This window comes from Burkholderia sp. Cy-637, assembly GCF_011753175.1.
Classification (GTDB): domain Bacteria; phylum Pseudomonadota; class Gammaproteobacteria; order Burkholderiales; family Burkholderiaceae; genus Burkholderia; species Burkholderia gladioli.
In genome coordinates, this window is the sequence record NZ_VWWC01000013.1 from 55774 (window position 1) to 71459 (window position 15686).

16 protein-coding genes and 2 riboswitches are annotated in these 15686 nt (G+C 68.9%); of the genes, 9 read left to right on the top strand and 7 right to left on the bottom strand.

The window, feature by feature from the left end:
* Positions 1–9: 9 nt before the first annotated feature.
* Complete coding sequence (locus F3J10_RS06430; RefSeq protein ID WP_046579248.1) at positions 10–1245, bottom strand: sugar ABC transporter substrate-binding protein; 1236 nt, start codon at positions 1243–1245, stop codon at positions 10–12.
* 265 nt (positions 1246–1510) lie between these two features.
* On the opposite strand from F3J10_RS06430, the gene F3J10_RS06435 reads away from it, so the two are divergent.
* The 9 genes from F3J10_RS06435 to F3J10_RS06475 all read left to right on the top strand — a co-directional run bounded on the left by F3J10_RS06435 (position 1511) and on the right by F3J10_RS06475 (position 11767).
* Positions 1511–2266: an SDR family oxidoreductase gene (locus tag F3J10_RS06435; protein ID WP_167241706.1), complete on the top strand. Its 756-nt coding sequence runs from the start codon at positions 1511–1513 to the stop codon at positions 2264–2266.
* Positions 2267–2301: 35 nt separating this feature from the next.
* Complete coding sequence (gene ugpC, locus F3J10_RS06440) at positions 2302–3378, top strand: sn-glycerol-3-phosphate ABC transporter ATP-binding protein UgpC (protein WP_166913451.1); 1077 nt, start codon at positions 2302–2304, stop codon at positions 3376–3378.
* A gap of 201 nt (positions 3379–3579) precedes the next feature.
* Complete coding sequence (locus F3J10_RS06445) at positions 3580–5436, top strand: alpha-galactosidase (RefSeq protein WP_166913452.1); 1857 nt, start codon at positions 3580–3582, stop codon at positions 5434–5436.
* 216 nt (positions 5437–5652) lie between these two features.
* Complete coding sequence (locus F3J10_RS06450) at positions 5653–6513, top strand: SIS domain-containing protein (protein WP_025098396.1); 861 nt, start codon at positions 5653–5655, stop codon at positions 6511–6513.
* Between the two features lie 79 nt (positions 6514–6592).
* Positions 6593–7519: a LysR family transcriptional regulator gene (locus F3J10_RS06455; protein WP_047837537.1), complete on the top strand. Its 927-nt coding sequence runs from the start codon at positions 6593–6595 to the stop codon at positions 7517–7519.
* A 177-nt stretch (positions 7520–7696) separates the two neighbouring features.
* On the top strand, positions 7697–8752 hold the full coding sequence (locus tag F3J10_RS06460) for an Ldh family oxidoreductase (protein WP_167230761.1): 1056 nt from the start codon (positions 7697–7699) through the stop codon (positions 8750–8752).
* 87 nt (positions 8753–8839) lie between these two features.
* Entirely contained in the window at positions 8840–10120 is a 1281-nt protein-coding gene (locus F3J10_RS06465) for an MFS transporter (protein WP_025098393.1), read from the top strand.
* Positions 10121–10141: 21 nt separating this feature from the next.
* On the top strand, positions 10142–10987 hold the full coding sequence (locus F3J10_RS06470; RefSeq protein WP_167241707.1) for an alpha/beta hydrolase: 846 nt from the start codon (positions 10142–10144) through the stop codon (positions 10985–10987).
* 39 nt (positions 10988–11026) lie between these two features.
* Positions 11027–11767, top strand: a complete 741-nt coding sequence (locus tag F3J10_RS06475) for an ABC transporter substrate-binding protein (protein WP_166913455.1) — start codon at positions 11027–11029, stop codon at positions 11765–11767.
* Between the two features lie 57 nt (positions 11768–11824).
* Here the strand turns inward: F3J10_RS06475 and crcB are convergent, their stop codons facing one another.
* From crcB to F3J10_RS06505, 6 genes are all read right to left on the bottom strand, one after another.
* Entirely contained in the window at positions 11825–12217 is a 393-nt protein-coding gene (gene crcB, locus F3J10_RS06480) for a fluoride efflux transporter CrcB (protein ID WP_166913456.1), read from the bottom strand.
* A gap of 57 nt (positions 12218–12274) precedes the next feature.
* Complete coding sequence (locus F3J10_RS06485) at positions 12275–12625, bottom strand: hypothetical protein (RefSeq protein WP_167230752.1); 351 nt, start codon at positions 12623–12625, stop codon at positions 12275–12277.
* A 27-nt stretch (positions 12626–12652) separates the two neighbouring features.
* The gene (locus tag F3J10_RS06490; RefSeq protein ID WP_166913458.1) at positions 12653–13012 is read right to left on the bottom strand and encodes a DUF190 domain-containing protein; all 360 of its coding nucleotides are present in this window, start codon (positions 13010–13012) and stop codon (positions 12653–12655) included.
* Between the two features lie 35 nt (positions 13013–13047).
* The gene (locus tag F3J10_RS06495; RefSeq protein WP_167241708.1) at positions 13048–14364 is read right to left on the bottom strand and encodes a voltage-gated chloride channel family protein; all 1317 of its coding nucleotides are present in this window, start codon (positions 14362–14364) and stop codon (positions 13048–13050) included.
* Positions 14365–14441: 77 nt separating this feature from the next.
* Positions 14442–14509: riboswitch (Fluoride riboswitch) on the bottom strand.
* Positions 14510–14620: 111 nt separating this feature from the next.
* Positions 14621–14950 carry a DUF190 domain-containing protein gene (locus F3J10_RS06500; protein ID WP_166913460.1) on the bottom strand — a complete coding sequence of 110 codons (330 nt, stop codon included), beginning with the start codon at positions 14948–14950 and terminating at the stop codon, positions 14621–14623.
* A gap of 174 nt (positions 14951–15124) precedes the next feature.
* Positions 15125–15196, bottom strand: a riboswitch (Fluoride riboswitch).
* Positions 15197–15260: 64 nt separating this feature from the next.
* Complete coding sequence (locus F3J10_RS06505; protein WP_166913461.1) at positions 15261–15635, bottom strand: VOC family protein; 375 nt, start codon at positions 15633–15635, stop codon at positions 15261–15263.
* Positions 15636–15686: the final 51 nt, after the last annotated feature.

Sequence of the window (15686 nt, forward strand, 5' to 3'; positions counted from 1 at the left end):
GCGCGCGCATCAGTGTCCGAGCGCATGGTTCGCCTCGCTGGCCGCTGCGTTCAGCGCGGCGGCCGGTTGCGCGCGTCCCAGGTAGATCGCCTGCACCGCGTTCGTGACCGCCCGGGCGGTGTCTTCCCAGCCGGATATGGTGGGCGCGAAATGCGCGCTCGGCAGCAGCGCGACGAAGGCCCGGGTATCCGCATCGCCCAGCGCGGGGTCGGCCGCCTCGGCCTTGGTGGTGGGCAGGAAACCCTCGGTGCGCGTGAACTCCACGCGCGGGCCCTTGGTGAACAGGTAGTCGAGGAACTTCCACGCGCTCTTCTTCACCTTCGAATTGCGGAACATCACGATCGAGTCCGTCACCGCATAGGTCGCGTGCACGGTGCCGACGGGGATCCCGGTGATGCCGTACTTCAGGTTCGGCACCTCCTTGTTCAGTTGCCGGGCGAGAAACGGCGCCGAGATCACCATCGCGACGCGCCCCTGCTTGAACAGGTTCTGCACGTCCTCGCGGTTGTAGCCGGTCACGCCCGGCTCGGTCAGGCCGGCATCGATCATCGAGCGGTAGAGCTGGGCGGCCTTGATGCCGGCGGGGCCGTTGAAGGCCGCCTTGCCGTCCTTGCCGACCACCTCGCCGCCGTACGACCAGAGCGCGTAATAGAAATACACGTCGGTCTCGATCTCCTTGCCCTGCAGGCCGAAGCCCGCGATGCCCTGGGCCTTCAGCTTCCTCGCGGCGGCCACCACGTCGTCCCAGCTGGCCGGTCCGTTCGGATAACCGACTTTCGCGAGCAGGGTCTTGTTGTAGTACAGCGCGCGTGCCGATCCCGCGATCGGCAGCCCGTACAGCTTGCCGCCCACTTCGCCGGGCGCGAGCAGCGAGCCGATGAAGCGGTCGCGGAACGCCGCGTTCATGTAGCCGTCGAGCGGCTCGGTCAGCTCGTCGCGCACGAAGTCCGGCAGCCAGCGCGTGCCGACGATCGCCAGGTCGGCATTGGCGCCGCCGGAAATATCGGTCTGCAGCTTCTGCTGCAGGGTGTCCCAGTTGACGTCCTCGATCTTGATGGTGGTGCCCGGGTTGGCCTGCTCGAAGCCGCGCGCCATCTTCTCGAAGTACGGCGCGGTGGCGTCGCTGTAGTGCGCGACCGTGACTCGCACGGTGTCGGCCCGCACCGCCTGGCTCGCCAGGCAGACGGCCAGCGCGCCGGCGGCGAACCCGCAGAGTCTCGTGATGGTCGACCGGGAAAATCGCATGGGGCACCCCTCGTCATGATGTGATGGACGGCTCTCGATGTCCGTCCTTGTAAAAATCCTACATAGCAAAAATAAAAATGTCACGAGCCCGTTGAGATTTTTTTTCCGGTGTTTTCCGCTTATATTCTGCTCATCCAGGAAAACCTGGGGCAATCCATAAGCAACGGCGCCGATGCTCGTGTATATAATTTTCACGAACTGCGAAGCATCGGGACGAGATCGGGGCGCAGCGCCCATGCATTCCAAACCTCGGAGAAACAATCCCATGAATCATGTCGCTCTGGTCACCGGCGCCTGCGGCGGAATCGGTCGCGTGCTGTGTCGCCGCTTCGTCGAGCAAGGCGATACCGTGCTCGCGCTCGATCGCGATGGCGCCGCGCTGGCCGCCCTCCCCGGCGTGCGCCCGGTGGTCGCCGATCTCACCGACGGCGAAGCCGTGCGTGCCGCCGTCGACGCGGCGGTGCGCGAGGCGGGCCCGGTCGGGATCCTGGTCGCCAACGCGGGAGCTGCCGTCGCCGGCTCGCTCGCCAGCACGCGCGATGCCGACTGGCGCCGCGATATCGACCTCAACCTGAACGGCACCTACTACTCGGTGGAAGCCGTGCGCGCCTCGATGATCGAGCGCCGGCGCGGCAACATCGTGGTGATCGGCTCCGTGAACGGCGCCACCAGCCTCGGGCATCCCGCCTACAGCGCGGCGAAAGCCGGGCTCGTCAGCTATACCCGGGCGCTCGCGACCGAGTTCGGCCAGTTCGGCATCCGCGCCAATATCGTCTGTCCGGGCACCGTCAAGACGCAGGCCTGGGAGGCGCGCATCGCCAAGGATCCGGCCGTGCTCGAGAAGCTGCGCAAGTGGTATCCGCTGGGCGACTTCCCGAACCCGGACGATATCGCCGATGCCGTGCTGTTCCTCGCCTCGGAGCAGGCGAGGATGATCACCGGCGTGATGCTGCCGGTCGACGGCGGCCTGCTCGCCGGCAACCGGCTGATGGCGGCCGAACTCACGCTCGAATCGTTCTGACACCCCACCCGGGCCAGGGCTCGAAAGGAAAAGACATGGCGGAAGTCCAGTTGCAAGGCCTCTCCAAGCGCTACGGCGCGGCGCAGGTGGTGCACGGCATCGACCTGCATATCGACGACGGCGAATTCGTGGTCCTGGTCGGGCCGTCCGGCTGCGGCAAGAGCACCCTGATGCGGATGATCGCCGGCCTCGAGGACATCAGCGACGGTGAGCTGCGGATCGGCGGCACGCGCGCCAACGAGTTGTCGCCCCAGCGGCGCAACGTGTCAATGGTGTTCCAGAGCTACGCGCTGTATCCCCACCTGAGCGTGCACGAGAACATCGCGTTCGGCCCGAGGATCCGCAAGGAAGCCCGGCAGGACTACGAACCGAGGATCCGCGCGGCGGCCAGGATGCTGAACCTGTCCGACTATCTCGATCGCCTGCCGCGCGCGTTGTCGGGCGGCCAACGGCAGCGCGTCGCGATGGGGCGCGCGATCGTGCGCGAACCCGCGCTGTTCCTGTTCGACGAGCCGCTGTCGAATCTCGACGCCAAGCTGCGCGTGCAGATGCGCACCGAGATCAAGGCGCTGCACCAGCGGCTGCGCAACACGGTGGTCTATGTCACGCACGACCAGGTCGAGGCGATGACCATGGCCGACCGCATCGTGGTGATGAATGCCGGACGCATCGAGCAGATCGGCGCGCCGCTGGCGCTCTACGATCGCCCCGCCAACCGCTTCGTCGCCGGCTTCCTCGGTTCGCCGGCGATGAATTTCGTGGACGGCACGGTCGAGGCTGCGCGGGATCTCCCCACGCTGCGGCTCGCCGACGGCACGCGCGTGCCGCTGCCCGCCGACCTGCCGGGCGCGCTCGCGGGCAAGCGCGTCACGCTCGGCGTGCGCCCGGAGGAGATCGCCTGGTCGAACGGCGAGCGCGCGCTGCGCCTGTCGGTCGACGTGGTGGAGCCGACCGGAGCGGAAACCCACGTGTACGGCAAGCTGGCCGATGCGACCTGGTGCCTGACCACCCGCGACCGGACCATCGACAGGCCCGGCATCGAGCTGGGCCTCGAATTGCCGCCCGAGCACATGCACCTGTTCGACGCGGACAGCGGGCAGCGCCTCAATTGACAGGTTCGGGCCGCCGATTTCCAGGCGGCGGCCCGAACCCGGAGCACGGATCCCGCTTCGGCATCGATTGATTAGGAATCCACATCCATCCCGGGGGAAGCCGCAATTCGGCAACAGCTTGCCCCTTCGTTCCGCTGTGCAACCGGAGCGCGTCACGGCCAATCCTGGCGCCGGCCTCGCTCCGTTCCCGAGGAGAATCGCATGCGTACCCGCTTACCGCGCCTCGCATCGAGCGCGCTGCTCGCCTTGCCGCTCTGCCTGAACCTGCCGGCCCACGCCGATACCGTGGCCGCCAATACCAGCACGCCGCTGGCGGCGACCCCGCCGATGGGCTTCAACAACTGGGCCCGCTTCCAGTGCACGGCCCAGGCGCCCACCGACGGCAGCGCGCGCGCCAATTACTCGTTCCAGCATTTCATGCTCGACCAGGCCGAGGCGATGCGCGCGACGGGGCTGGTCGCGTCGGGCTATACCCTGCTGTGGGTCGACGATTGCTGGATGTCGCGCAGCGGCAGCGGGCAGATCCAGGGCGCCGCGCGCTGGGGCGGCTCCCAGCAGCCCGGCTTCGATCCCGACCTGGGCGCCTACGCGAGCGCGGTCCATGCCAAGGGCATGCTCGCCGCCCTGTACAACACCTCCGGCGCGAAGACCTGCCAGGGCGTGGCGGCCGGCGAACAGGGCCATCAGCTGCAGGACGCGCAGACCTACGTGGCCTGGGGCGTGGATGCCCTGAAGCTCGACAATTGCGGCGCGATCGACAATGCCACCCCGCAGCAGCTCTTCAAGCAGATGGCCGATGCGCTGGGCCAGGCCAGCGCCGGTTCGGCGCGCAAGATCCTGTTCAACGAATCCGCGCCGGCCGGCTACGGGCCCACCGGGTCCGCCAAGTACGCCACGCTGGACTGGGTGCGGCCGCTCGGCCAGATGTGGCGCACCGGCCCGGACATCCGGACCACCTCGATGACCGCGGGCGGCCAGGCGGCCAGCGATCCATGGGACTACTACAACGCCAATGCCTACCAGGAAGGCGTCTATCAGAGCTACAACGAGACGATCGCGCTGTCGCGCTACGTGTCGCCGGGCAACTGGAACGATCCCGACCAGCTCCTGATCGGCGACAACGGGCTCACGCCGGCCGAGGAGCGCAGCCAGATGGCGCTCTGGTCGGCGATGGCCGCCCCGCTCATCCTCAGCACCGACGTTCGCAAGTTCGCGGCCAATCCGGCCGATCCCCGCTGGCAGCAGTCGCTCGCCACGCTGAACAACGCCGAGGTCGTCGCGGTCGACCAGGACCGGCTCGGCATCGGCGGCTACCGCGTCTCGCGCGACGATCCCTCGAGCAGCGCCGGCATCGAGGTGGTGGCGAAACCGCTCGCCGACCATGCGCTGGCCGTGGTGGTGCTGAACAAGGGCGCCGCGTCGGCCAGCCCGACGCTGTCGTTCGCGAACCTGGGCTACCGCAACGGCGCGGACGGCACGCCCTGCACGCTGGCGGTGCGCGATCTGTGGGCGCATTCGGGCTCGCAGCTCGCCGCGCAGGTGCCCCTGACGATCGGCGCCCATGACAACGCGATGCTGAAACTGAGCGGCACATGCGGCGGCTGGGCGCCGACCGGCGAGATCGAGACGGTCGGCGACTGGGGCGCGACGCCGTTGTGCATCGCCGCCGGCAGCGCGGCGCCCGGCGCGGCGCTCGCCCTCGCCAACTGCGACGCGGGACCGAAGCAGCGCTGGAGCCGCAAGGCCGATCGCACCGTGGAGCTGGCGGGCACCGGTCTGTGCCTGAGCTCGACGGCGCCCGGCGCCACGCTCGGCGGCGCTGCCGGCCAGTGGGCCACGCTCGCCAGCTGCAATGCGCAGGACACGAAGCAGCAATTCAGCTACCGGCGCAATGGCCAGCTCGCGGCGGCCGCCGACGGGACCTGCCTCGACATCTATCGCGGCGTGGTGGACGGCACGCTCGGCAAACCCGGCACGCCGCTCGACCTGTATGCCTGCACGGCCAACCAGGTCAATCAGATCTGGGCCGCGCCGCATGCCGATGTCCTGAACGACTAGCCCGGCAGCCCAGCCATGGTTTCGACCCGCTACCGGCCCGGCGGCCTGCCTGCCGCCGCCCGGTGGAGCAGGCGGCGGGCCGGGACTTGAACTGGGTTTAGAATTGCCGCTTCAGCCCATCCATCGGTTCGATGCGCAAGGCGGCGGGCCGCTCGATCCTCACCTCGGGCCCGCCGCTTCCCGCCGTTCCGTAACGAACCGCGCCCAGCGAACACCGTGTCACAACTCAACCTGATTCCGCACATCCGCAAACTGCTCGGCGAGCTGCGCCCGGCCGAGCAAAAGGTCGCCGAGCTGGTGCTGGACGATGTCGATTTCGCGCTGCATGCCAGCATCACGGAATTGGCCCAGCGCGCCAACGTATCGGAGCCGTCGGTCACGCGCTTCTGCCGCGCGGTCGGCACCGACGGGCTGCGCGATTTCAAGGTGAAGCTGGCGCAGAGCCTGTCGGGCGGCCTGTCCTATTCGCAGGCCTCGATCGAGCGCGACGACACCACCGCCACCCTGGTCGAGAAGATCTTCCACACCACCATCTCGGGCATCCAGCAGGCCTGCGACACGATCCAGACCGTCGAGCTGGAGGCCGCGATCCGGGCCATCTCCAGCGCGCGGCGGCTGATCTTCCTCGGCGTGGGCTCGGGTTCCGGGCTGGCGATCCAGGACGCCATGCTGCGCTTCCTGCGCCTGGACATCCCGACCAGCGCCTTCGCCGACGGCCATCTGCAGCGCCTGCACGCGGGGCTGGCCGAGCCGGGCGACGTGGTGTTCGCGATCTCGCATGCGGGGCGCAGCCCCGAAGTCAACGACAGCATCAAGATCGCCCGCAAGCGCGGCGCCACCACCATCGCCCTCACCAATGCGGGCGCCCCGCTGGTCGCGCTGGTCGACATCCCGGTGATCCTGCACATGCCCGGCACGGTCGACCCGAACACGCCGGGCGTGTCGCGGATCGTGCAGCTGTGCGTGATCGACGCGATCTCGATCGGCGTGTCGCTGCGCCAGGATTCGGTGATGCTGGAGAAGCTCCGGCGCGCCAAGGCCGCGCTGCACGCCAGCCCCTCGCCGAAGGAAGCCTGAGGCGGCGCGATCGCGGCGCACGGGAAACCGGCGCGCCCGCCCTGCGCGTGCCGCGTCGTGATCCCAGCCTGCCCCATCCATGAACTTCGACCTCTCCGACCTTCGCGCCTTCGTCGCCTCCGCCGATTTCGGCAGCTTCCGCGCCGCGGCCGATTCGCTGCACCTCTCGCCTTCCGCCCTGTCGCGGCGCGTCGAGAAGCTCGAATCGGCGCTCGGCGTGAAGCTGTTCGAGCGCACCACGCGCCGGATGGAGCTGACCGTGGCGGGCCGCGCCTTCATCGACAAGGCGCGCAACGTGCTGACCGAGCTCGAGAGCTCGCTGTTCGGCATGGAGGACCTGGGGCGGCGCCTGACGGGCCTGGTCACCATCGCCTGCGTGCCGTCCGCGGTCAGCTTCTTCCTGCCCGATACGGTCAAGCGCTATCACCACGCCTACCCCGGCATCCGCGTGCGGCTGATCGACGAGAACTCCTCGGTGGTGTTTCTCTCGGTGGCGCGCGGCGAGGCCGATTTCGGGCTCACCTACATCGGCACCCAGGAGCCCGATATCGAGTTCACGCCGATCCTGCAGGACCCGTTCGTGCTGGCCTGCCAGCGCGATCATCCGCTGGCGCGCAAGCGCTCGGTGAGCTGGGCCGAGCTGGCCGCGCAGCCGGACTACATGCTGCTCGCGCAAGGCAGCGGCAACCGCACCCTGATCGACCACGCCCTGGCCAGCTCGGTGCGCCAGCCCAACTGGTTCTGCGAGGTGCAGCACGTGCCGGCGCTGGTGAGCATGATCGAGGCGGGGCTCGGGATCGGCATCGTGCCCAGGCTGGCGCTGCCGCGCGACCGTCATCGCGCGCTGGTCAGCGTGCCGGTGACCGAGCCGGCCGTGGTTCGCACGCTCGGCGTGATCCGCCGCAAGAACCGGCCGCTGGGGGTGGCCGCGCAGCACTTCTTCGACATGCTGGTGCATCCGCGCGAAGCGCCGCGTCGCCGCGCCAAACCCCGCCCGGCAGCCTGAAACGAGCGCCGCGCGGGCCGGCGCGGCGGGCTTCGATTCGCGCGTTTCGCGCATCAATCGAACGAAAAAATGCGTTTGTCACGGTAATCGCCTCGGCCACATCATGAACGGAACAGGAGCGGCCCATCGCGGCGCCGCCCGACATTCCGATTCGCGATCCAGGAGACGACGCATTCCATGACCCAAGCCATCACTTCCAGCGGCATCCTCGGCAAGGCCGAACTGACCGACCTGACGATCGAGGCGCTGTGCGCGCTCGGCCTGGCGCGCGACGATGCAAGCGATGTCGCCACCATCCTGGTGCTGGCCGACCTGTTCGGGCTGCGCACCCACGGCACCAGCCGCATCGAATCCTATGGCGCGCGCCTGCGCATCGGCGGCATCAAGGCCCGGCCCGAGATTCGCGCCGAACAGGTCGGCCCGGCGCTGCACCGGCTCGACGGCGACAACGGCGTGGGCCCGCTGGTCGGCTATCGCGCGTTGCAGCTCGGCATGAAGGCGGCGCGCGAACAGGGCATCGCCTGCGTGCTGGTGCGCGGCAGCAATCATTTCGGCCCGGTCTCGCCCTACAGCTACCTGGCCGCCGAGCAGGGTTTCGCCAGCATCATCGGCAGCAATGCCACCACCACCATCGCGCCCTGGGGCGGCACCGACGCCCGGCTCGGCAACAGCCCGGTGGGCTTCGGCGTGCCCAATCCGGGCGGCCGCCCCTTCATGCTGGACATGGCGATCAGCGTCGCGGCGCGCGCCAAGATCCGCAACGCGCTCAAGCGCGGCGAGTCGATCCCGGGCGACTGGGCCACCGACGCGCAAGGCCGCCCGACCACCGACCCGAAGGCGGCGCTCGACGGCTTCCTGCTGCCGATCGGCGGCCACAAGGGTTATGGCCTGGCGCTGGTGGTCGACCTGCTCGCCGGGCTGTTGTCGGGCGCGGCCTACCTCACGCACGTGAAGTCCTGGGAGGACGAGCCCGACCAGCCGCAGGACCTCGGCCACTTCTTCATCCTGATCGACACGCGGATGCTGGGCAGCGGGGCCTGGCTGGCGCAGCGCATGGGCGACTACGCCGCGATCCTGCACGGCTCGGCGGCGGCCGACCCGGCCGCGCCGGTGGTGGTGCCGGGCGAGATCGAGCTGGCGCGCCTCGAGCGGCAGATGCGCGACGGCGTCGATATCGGCGAGGCGCAGCGCGCGATGCTGGAAGCCGCCGCCGGCATCCGTCGCGAGGCCTGAGCCGGCCGCGGCACATCGAGGGGAGACAGGCGGCGGAGCCGGCATCGAGCCCGGCCCGTGCCTCCATGACAAGCTAAGGAGCGGCATGTGACCAAGATCCGATGGCGTATCGTTTTGCTGCTGTTCATCGCGGGCTTCATCAACTACCTGGACCGCTCGGCGCTGTCCGTCGCGGCGCCCGCCGTCGCGCAGGAGCTGCATATCTCGCCGGCGCATCTCGGGCTGGTGTTCTCGACCTTCTTCATCGGCTACGCGGCCTTCAACTTCATCGGCGGCTGGGCGGCCGACCGCTGGGGCGGCAAGAACGTGTTCTCGGGCGCGATCCTGCTGTGGTCGCTGCTGTGCGGCGCCACCGGCCTGGCGAGCGGCTTCGGCTCGCTGCTGGCGGTGCGCACCCTGTTCGGCATGGCCGAGGGGCCGCTGGCCACCACCATCAACAAGATCGTCAACAACTGGTTTCCGCACAGGGAATCGGCCACCGCCTTCGGCTTCGCCAACTGCGGGCTGCCGCTGGGCGGCGCGGTGGCGGGGCCGGTGGTCGGGCTGATGACCGCCGCCTATGGATGGCGCGTCGCGTTCGCCGGCATCGCCTGCTTCGGGCTGGTCTGGCTGCTGTTCTGGCATCGGCTGGCGACCGACCGGCCGCGGCAGCATCCGCGCGTCTCGATGCAGGAGCGCGAGCTGATCGAATCGGATCGCAGCGTGCCGGAGACGCCGGCCGACGTGCAGCGGCTCGGCACCTACCTGCGGCAGCCGGCGATCCTCGCGGCGATGATCTCCTACTTCGGCTACAGCTACATCCTGTTCTTCTTCCTCACCTGGTTCCCGAGCTTCCTGACCATGGACCGGCACCTGAGCCTGAAGAGCATGAGCCTGGCCACGGTGCTGCCCTGGCTGCTCGGCTTCATCGGCTACGGCCTGAGCGGGCTGCTGTCGGACTGGATCTTCCGGCGCACCGGCAATGCGCTGCGCGCGCGCAAGTGGGTGCTGATCGTCTGCCTCGGCACGGCCGGCATCTGCGTGGCGCTGGCCGGCGCGGTGACCACCACGCTCGGCGCGCTGCTGCTGATGGCGGTCGGCGTGTTCGCGCTGTATCTGAGCGGCAGCACCTACTGGGCGCTGATCCAGGACACCATTCCCGGCCCGAAGCTCGGCAGCGTCGGCGGCTGCGTGCATTCGATCGCGAACTGCGCGGGCATCGTCGGCCCGGCCGTGACGGGTTTCCTGGTGCAGGAAAGCCATACCTTCTTCAGCGCCTTCGTGCTGGCGGGAGCGATCGCCCTGGCCAGCGTGCTCGCCGTGGCCGTCCTGCTGCGCCCGGGCGCGGCGGCCGGGATCGAGGCGAATGCGGCGCGCGCGGCAGGCTGAGCTTCGATGACGCGATCCTCCATGTCACTGCCGCCGATGCCCGACGAAGGCTTCGCGCCGGATTTCGTCGCCGCGCTGCCGGCACGGCGGCTGGCCGCCGGGGGAGCGCTGTACGTGGCCGATGCGGGCGACGTGTGTGAGCCGAGCCTGTTGTTCGTGCATGGCGCATTCCACGGCGCCTGGTGCTTCGGGGCATGGATGCAATGCCTGGACGAGATCGGCATCGCCTCGGCGGCCCTCGACCTGGCCGGGCATGGTTTCCTCGCGAACGAGGCCCTGCCGCCGACCACGACCATCGACGATTACGCCGAAGCGATCGTCGAGGCCGCCTCGCTGCCGGGCCGTGGCCTCACCGTGGTCGGCCATAGCCTGGGCGCGCTGGCGGTGGCGCGGGCGGCGGCACGCATCGAGTTCGCCGGCATCGTGCTGCTCGCGCCCTCGCCGCCCGGCAACCTGCCCGGCGCGGCTCGCGTGGCCGGCGTGGCGCCGGGTGAACCGGTGGCGCCGCCTGCCTACGAGCCCGCGCTGCAACGCTATCTCGGCGGCCAGGCCCGGGCATGGAGCGAGCGCTGGTATCGCCTGCTGGGCCGGGAAAGTCCCGCCGCGCTGAACGATCGCTACACGCTTGGCCTGGCCGTCGATCCGGCGCCGCTCGCGCGCAAGACGCACGTCGTGTCGGCCGGCCTCGACGATCCGGCGCGCCACCCCGAAGGCCAGGACGCCGCGATCGCGCGCTTCTACGGCGCCTCGTATCGCCTGCTCGCCGATGCGCCGCATTGCCTGATGCTCGGCCCGCATTCCGCGCTCGCGCTCGCCGAGGTGCTGGACTGGCATCGGCGTCCCGGCGGCGCCGTCGCGCCTCGATAGACGACATCCCCCTTTCACTCTCGACCTGATTCCATCGCCATGAGATTCGATCCGTCCTTGCTTCAGGCCTTCGCCCCCGAAGGCAGGCTGCGTGCCTCCATCAACCTCGGCAACCCGATCCTCGCCGGCAAGGACGCCGCGGGCGAGCCGGCCGGCGTGTCGGTCGACCTCGCGCGCGCCCTCGCCGAGCGCCTCGGCGTCGAACTGGAACTGGTGGTGTTCGATGCGGCAGGCAAGTCGGTGCAGGCCGTCGGCGAGGAACGCGCCGATTTCGGTTTCTTCGCCATCGATCCGCTGCGCGGCGAAACCATCGCCTTCACCGAGCCCTATGTCCTGATCGAAGGTTATTACCTGGTGCGCGACGCCTCGCCGATACGCGGCAACCAGGACGTGGATGCCGCCGGGCATCGCGTGGTGGTCGGCCAGGGCAGCGCCTACGACCTGTTCCTGACGCGCAGCCTGAAGCACGCGCGAATCGTGCGCGCGCCCACCTCGCCGACGGTCGTCGAGACCTTTCTAGAACAGGGGCTGGAGGTGGCGGCGGGCGTCAGGCAGCAACTGCAAGCCGATGCCAGCACCACGCCCGGCCTGCGCCTGCTCGACGAGCGCTTCATGGTGATCCGGCAGGCGATGGGCTTGCCCAGGCGCCGCGGCCCCGCCGCGGCGCGGGCCCTGCATGACTTCGTCGAGGCGATGAAGGCCTCCGGCTTCGTCGCCGAGGCGCTGGCGCGGCACGGCATCGTCGGCGCGTCGGTGGCGCCGGCGGCGCCGGTGGCATGAGGCCGGGGCAGGGAGCGCGCCGTTCGCGTGCCGCCCTGCCCGTCGCGACACGCTCGATCAAGCAAGCGCGACACGCGACATCAGCGCGATGGTCGCGAAGCCCAGGATCGTCATCAGGATCGACGACGACACATGGATCGCGACCTCGGCCAGTGCCCAGCCCATCCGCCCGCGCTGGAGGTTGCCGACCACCTCGGCGGAGAAGGTCGAGAACGTGGACAGGCCGCCCATCAGCCCGGTGGTGACGAACAGGCGCCATTCCGGTGGAATCTGCGGCATGCGCGCGAACACCGCCAGCGCGACGCCGATGATGTAGCCGGCAATCACGTTGGCCGCGAGCGTGCCGAGCGGCAGCTCGGGATACCAGGCATTGAGGCGGATCCCGAGGAACCAGCGAAACAAGGATCCCAGCGCGCCGCCGACCGCCACCGCGAGAATCGATTGGAACATCTGTGACGCTCCTTTGAATGCGCCCGACGACGCATATGGCATGCGCGCCGCCGTCGGCTAGGGTTCGCGCGAGCGCAGTTCGGGATGCATGCGGATATGCAGGAGTACGAGCCAGCGGCTCGGGCAATCGTCGGCGATCGAGACCACCCGCGGCGGGCTGCCGTCGAAGCCCAGGTAGCGCCGCGAGGCGGCCGCCTCGTAGGCCCGCCTCGCGTCGAGGCTGAGCCAGCGCATCGCCATCGGCATCGTCACCGCGCCGAACGCCGCGAACCACCAACGTTGCATGCCCGGCTGGATCGCCATCGCCAGGCAGGACAGCAGCCAGGCCAGCACGGCGTTCACGGCCAGCGCATAGGCCGCCAGCGCCAGTTGCCCCCTCATCTGCTCCCGCTTCGAATCCCAAGACATCGTCGCGCCTCCTGGTGGCCGGGTTCGTCATCCTTCGAGCGTTGCCGCCTCGCAGGGCAGGAACACCGCGCGCACGTTCTTCAGTCCGGTACCGTGCGTGCGCCAGAATTCGCGCAGCTTGCTCTCGAGGTCGATCAGTTCGATGCAATGCGGGAAGCGGTGATGCACCAGCTCGGCATGTTCGTGATGCAGCCGGTCGCCGTTCAGGTAACCCGCGTGGACGCGGTGCAGCACCGCCTGCTCGATGCCGGCCCGCTTGGCGCGCTCGAGCAGGTGATGCGCCAGGCTGGGACGCGCGAGACGGTGCCAGAAGCGCTTCGGGACATGGTGGGCATGGGCGCGTTCGGCATGGTGGAAGTACAGGCGCAGCGAAATCAGTTTGGACATGATGGACAAGAAGATGGAACAAAGGGGTACAGGGATCAGGACTGGGTGGAGGTGGCAGCGGCGGCCGCGGCGCGACGCGCGCGTCGTAGCGCGGGTATCTCCGACAGCCGCATGCCGGCGGGCAGCAACGGATGCTTGGCGTGGTCGACGCGCTGGGCGCGATAGATGCCGGTGTGCCCGGAGAACAGGTAGGCGACCACGCAGGCCAGCGCCGCATACACGGCAATGTCGGCGCCGAACAGTTCGATGGCCATGATGGTCGACGCGATCGGCGTGTTGGCCGCGCCCGCGAATACCGCGACCAAACCGAGGCCGGCCAGCACCGGAATCGGCAGGGCCAGCAGATGCCCCAGCGCGTTGCCCAGCGTCGCGCCGATATAGAACAGCGGCGTCACCTCCCCGCCCTTGAAGCCCGAGGCGAGCGTGACCACCGTGAACGCGAACTTGCCCGCGAAGTCGTAGGCGGGCAGCGGCCCGTCGAAGGCCTGGACGATGGTGGGAATGCCGAGCCCGAGGTACTGCGGGACATCGAGCGCGACGGCCGCCAGCGCCACCACCGCGCCGCCCAGCAGCGGCCGCGCCGGCGCATAGGCGACCTTGCGCTTGATGAAGGCCGACAGCGCATGCGTCGAATCGGCGAACAGCATGCCGACGAGGCCGAACACGATCCCGGCCACGATCACCGAGCCGATGCCGGGGAGCGTCGGCGGAGGAATCAGGGGAATGCGGTAGACGGTATGGTGGACGCCCCGGGCCAGGCACACCTGGTCGGCCACCAGCGACGAGGCGATGCAGGTCAGCAGCGCGTCGTAGCGCAGGCGGCCGATCGCCAGCACCTCCAGGCCGAAGATCGCGCCGGCCAGCGGGGTACCGAACACCGAGGCGAACCCGGCGGCGATCCCGCCCATCAGGAGGATGCGGCGCGCTTCGCGATCGAGCCCGAAATGCGCGGTGATCCGGTCGGCCAGCGCCCCGCCCATCTGGACCGCGGTGCCCTCCCGCCCGGCGGAGCCGCCGAACAGGTGGGTCACCACGGTGGCGACCAGCACCAGCGGTGCCATGCGCTTGGGCACGATCTTCTGCGGATCGTGGATTTCGTCGATCAGCAGGTTGTTGCCGGACTCGACCGACTGGCCGACGCGGTGGTACACCCAGCCGGTCGCGAAACCCGCGAACGGCAGCAGCCACAGCAGCCAGGGACGGCCGAGGCGGAGGTCGGTGGCGCGATCGAGCGCATGGAGAAAGACGGCGGAAGCGGTGCCGGCAAGCGCACCCAGCAGGCAGGACAGGAGCAGCCAGCGCGCCACGTAGGGCAGCATGGCCAATTGCTCGAGGGATTTCAGCTTTTTCATGGTTTCCAGGTTTGAAGCAGCATCAAACCTGGGCGATGGCGGCACCTCGCGGACGACCTACGACCTCCCTCACCCAGGAACTCGTAGGCATCATCAGCCGCTGGCAAGCGGCGGTTACGGGAGGTATGCCATCTCCGAAAAGCGCTCCGATCTTACCGGACAATTCGCTCGCCCCGCAATGCCGCCGCTTCCGGCAACGGCATGGCGGGGATGCCGAGGATTCAGTCCGCGATCGACGCCACCGGCATCGCGCCGGTCACGATTTGTCCTGCGTTCCGAGCGAGCCGTACTCGATCGGCATGCGCGTGTAGAACAGGCGAATGCCCTCGGTCTTCAGGCGCTCGAGCAAGGCATCGATCCTCACGTCCTCGGCGATCAGGGTGACGGTGACCGGCTGGTCCGCCAGTTCGAAGAAACGCGCGGCATGCAGCTTGCCGCTGGCGTCCACCGCCTCCGATAGTTCGGCCACCGTGGCCCCGACGATGTTCGCCTGCCTGGCCTCGTCGAGGATCCATTCGACCAGCGTCATGTGCTTGACGCGATGGCTCTGGTTGGCGGCATACAAGGTGAGCTGACTTCCGTTCATGAGCGCCTCCTGATCGGGCAACGCGGTTTCGCATCCGGCGCGCTCGAGCGCAAGCCGGCATCGCGCCCGAGACGAATGAAGGAAAGGGTCGATTTCATGGGAAACCCGATTCGTGCAGTTTGCAGAAATCCGGGCAACAGGACGCTTGAGCAATGCCTACGCGTCCTGGAGCCAGGGACCGTAGGCATCATCAGCCGGGCAATGCCGGCGGTTGGGTCGAGGAGGAATGCCATCTCCGTGCGCGCAGTCTAGCATGGCTCGCCGCGCGGCGTGGCATGGAAATTTATTTCGGATTGCTTTCGGTTCGCGCTCAGGCCTCCGGACTGTGGCACACCATCTCGATGTTGTGCCCGTCCGGGCCGATCACGAAGGCCGCGTAGTAGTTCGCGTGGTAATGCGCTCGCAGGCCGGGCGCGCCGTTGTCCTTGCCGCCGGCCGCCAGCGCCGCGCGATGGAAGGCATCGACCTGCTCGCGATGATCCGCCGTGAAGGCCAGGTGCAGGTGCGCGGGCGTCTCGTCGGTCTGGTACAGGCACAGGGAGGCCTTGCCCTTGGGACTCATTTCGATGCCGTAGGTCGGCACGCCCTCGCCGAGCACCGCGACGCCGATCGGCTCGAGTGCCTTGAGGAAGAAATTTTTGCTTGCCGCGTAATCGCTGACGCCGAATTTGACATGGTCGAACATGAATGGCTCCTGGCAAGGGGATGCGAGACGATGACACAAGCGCGCGATGTC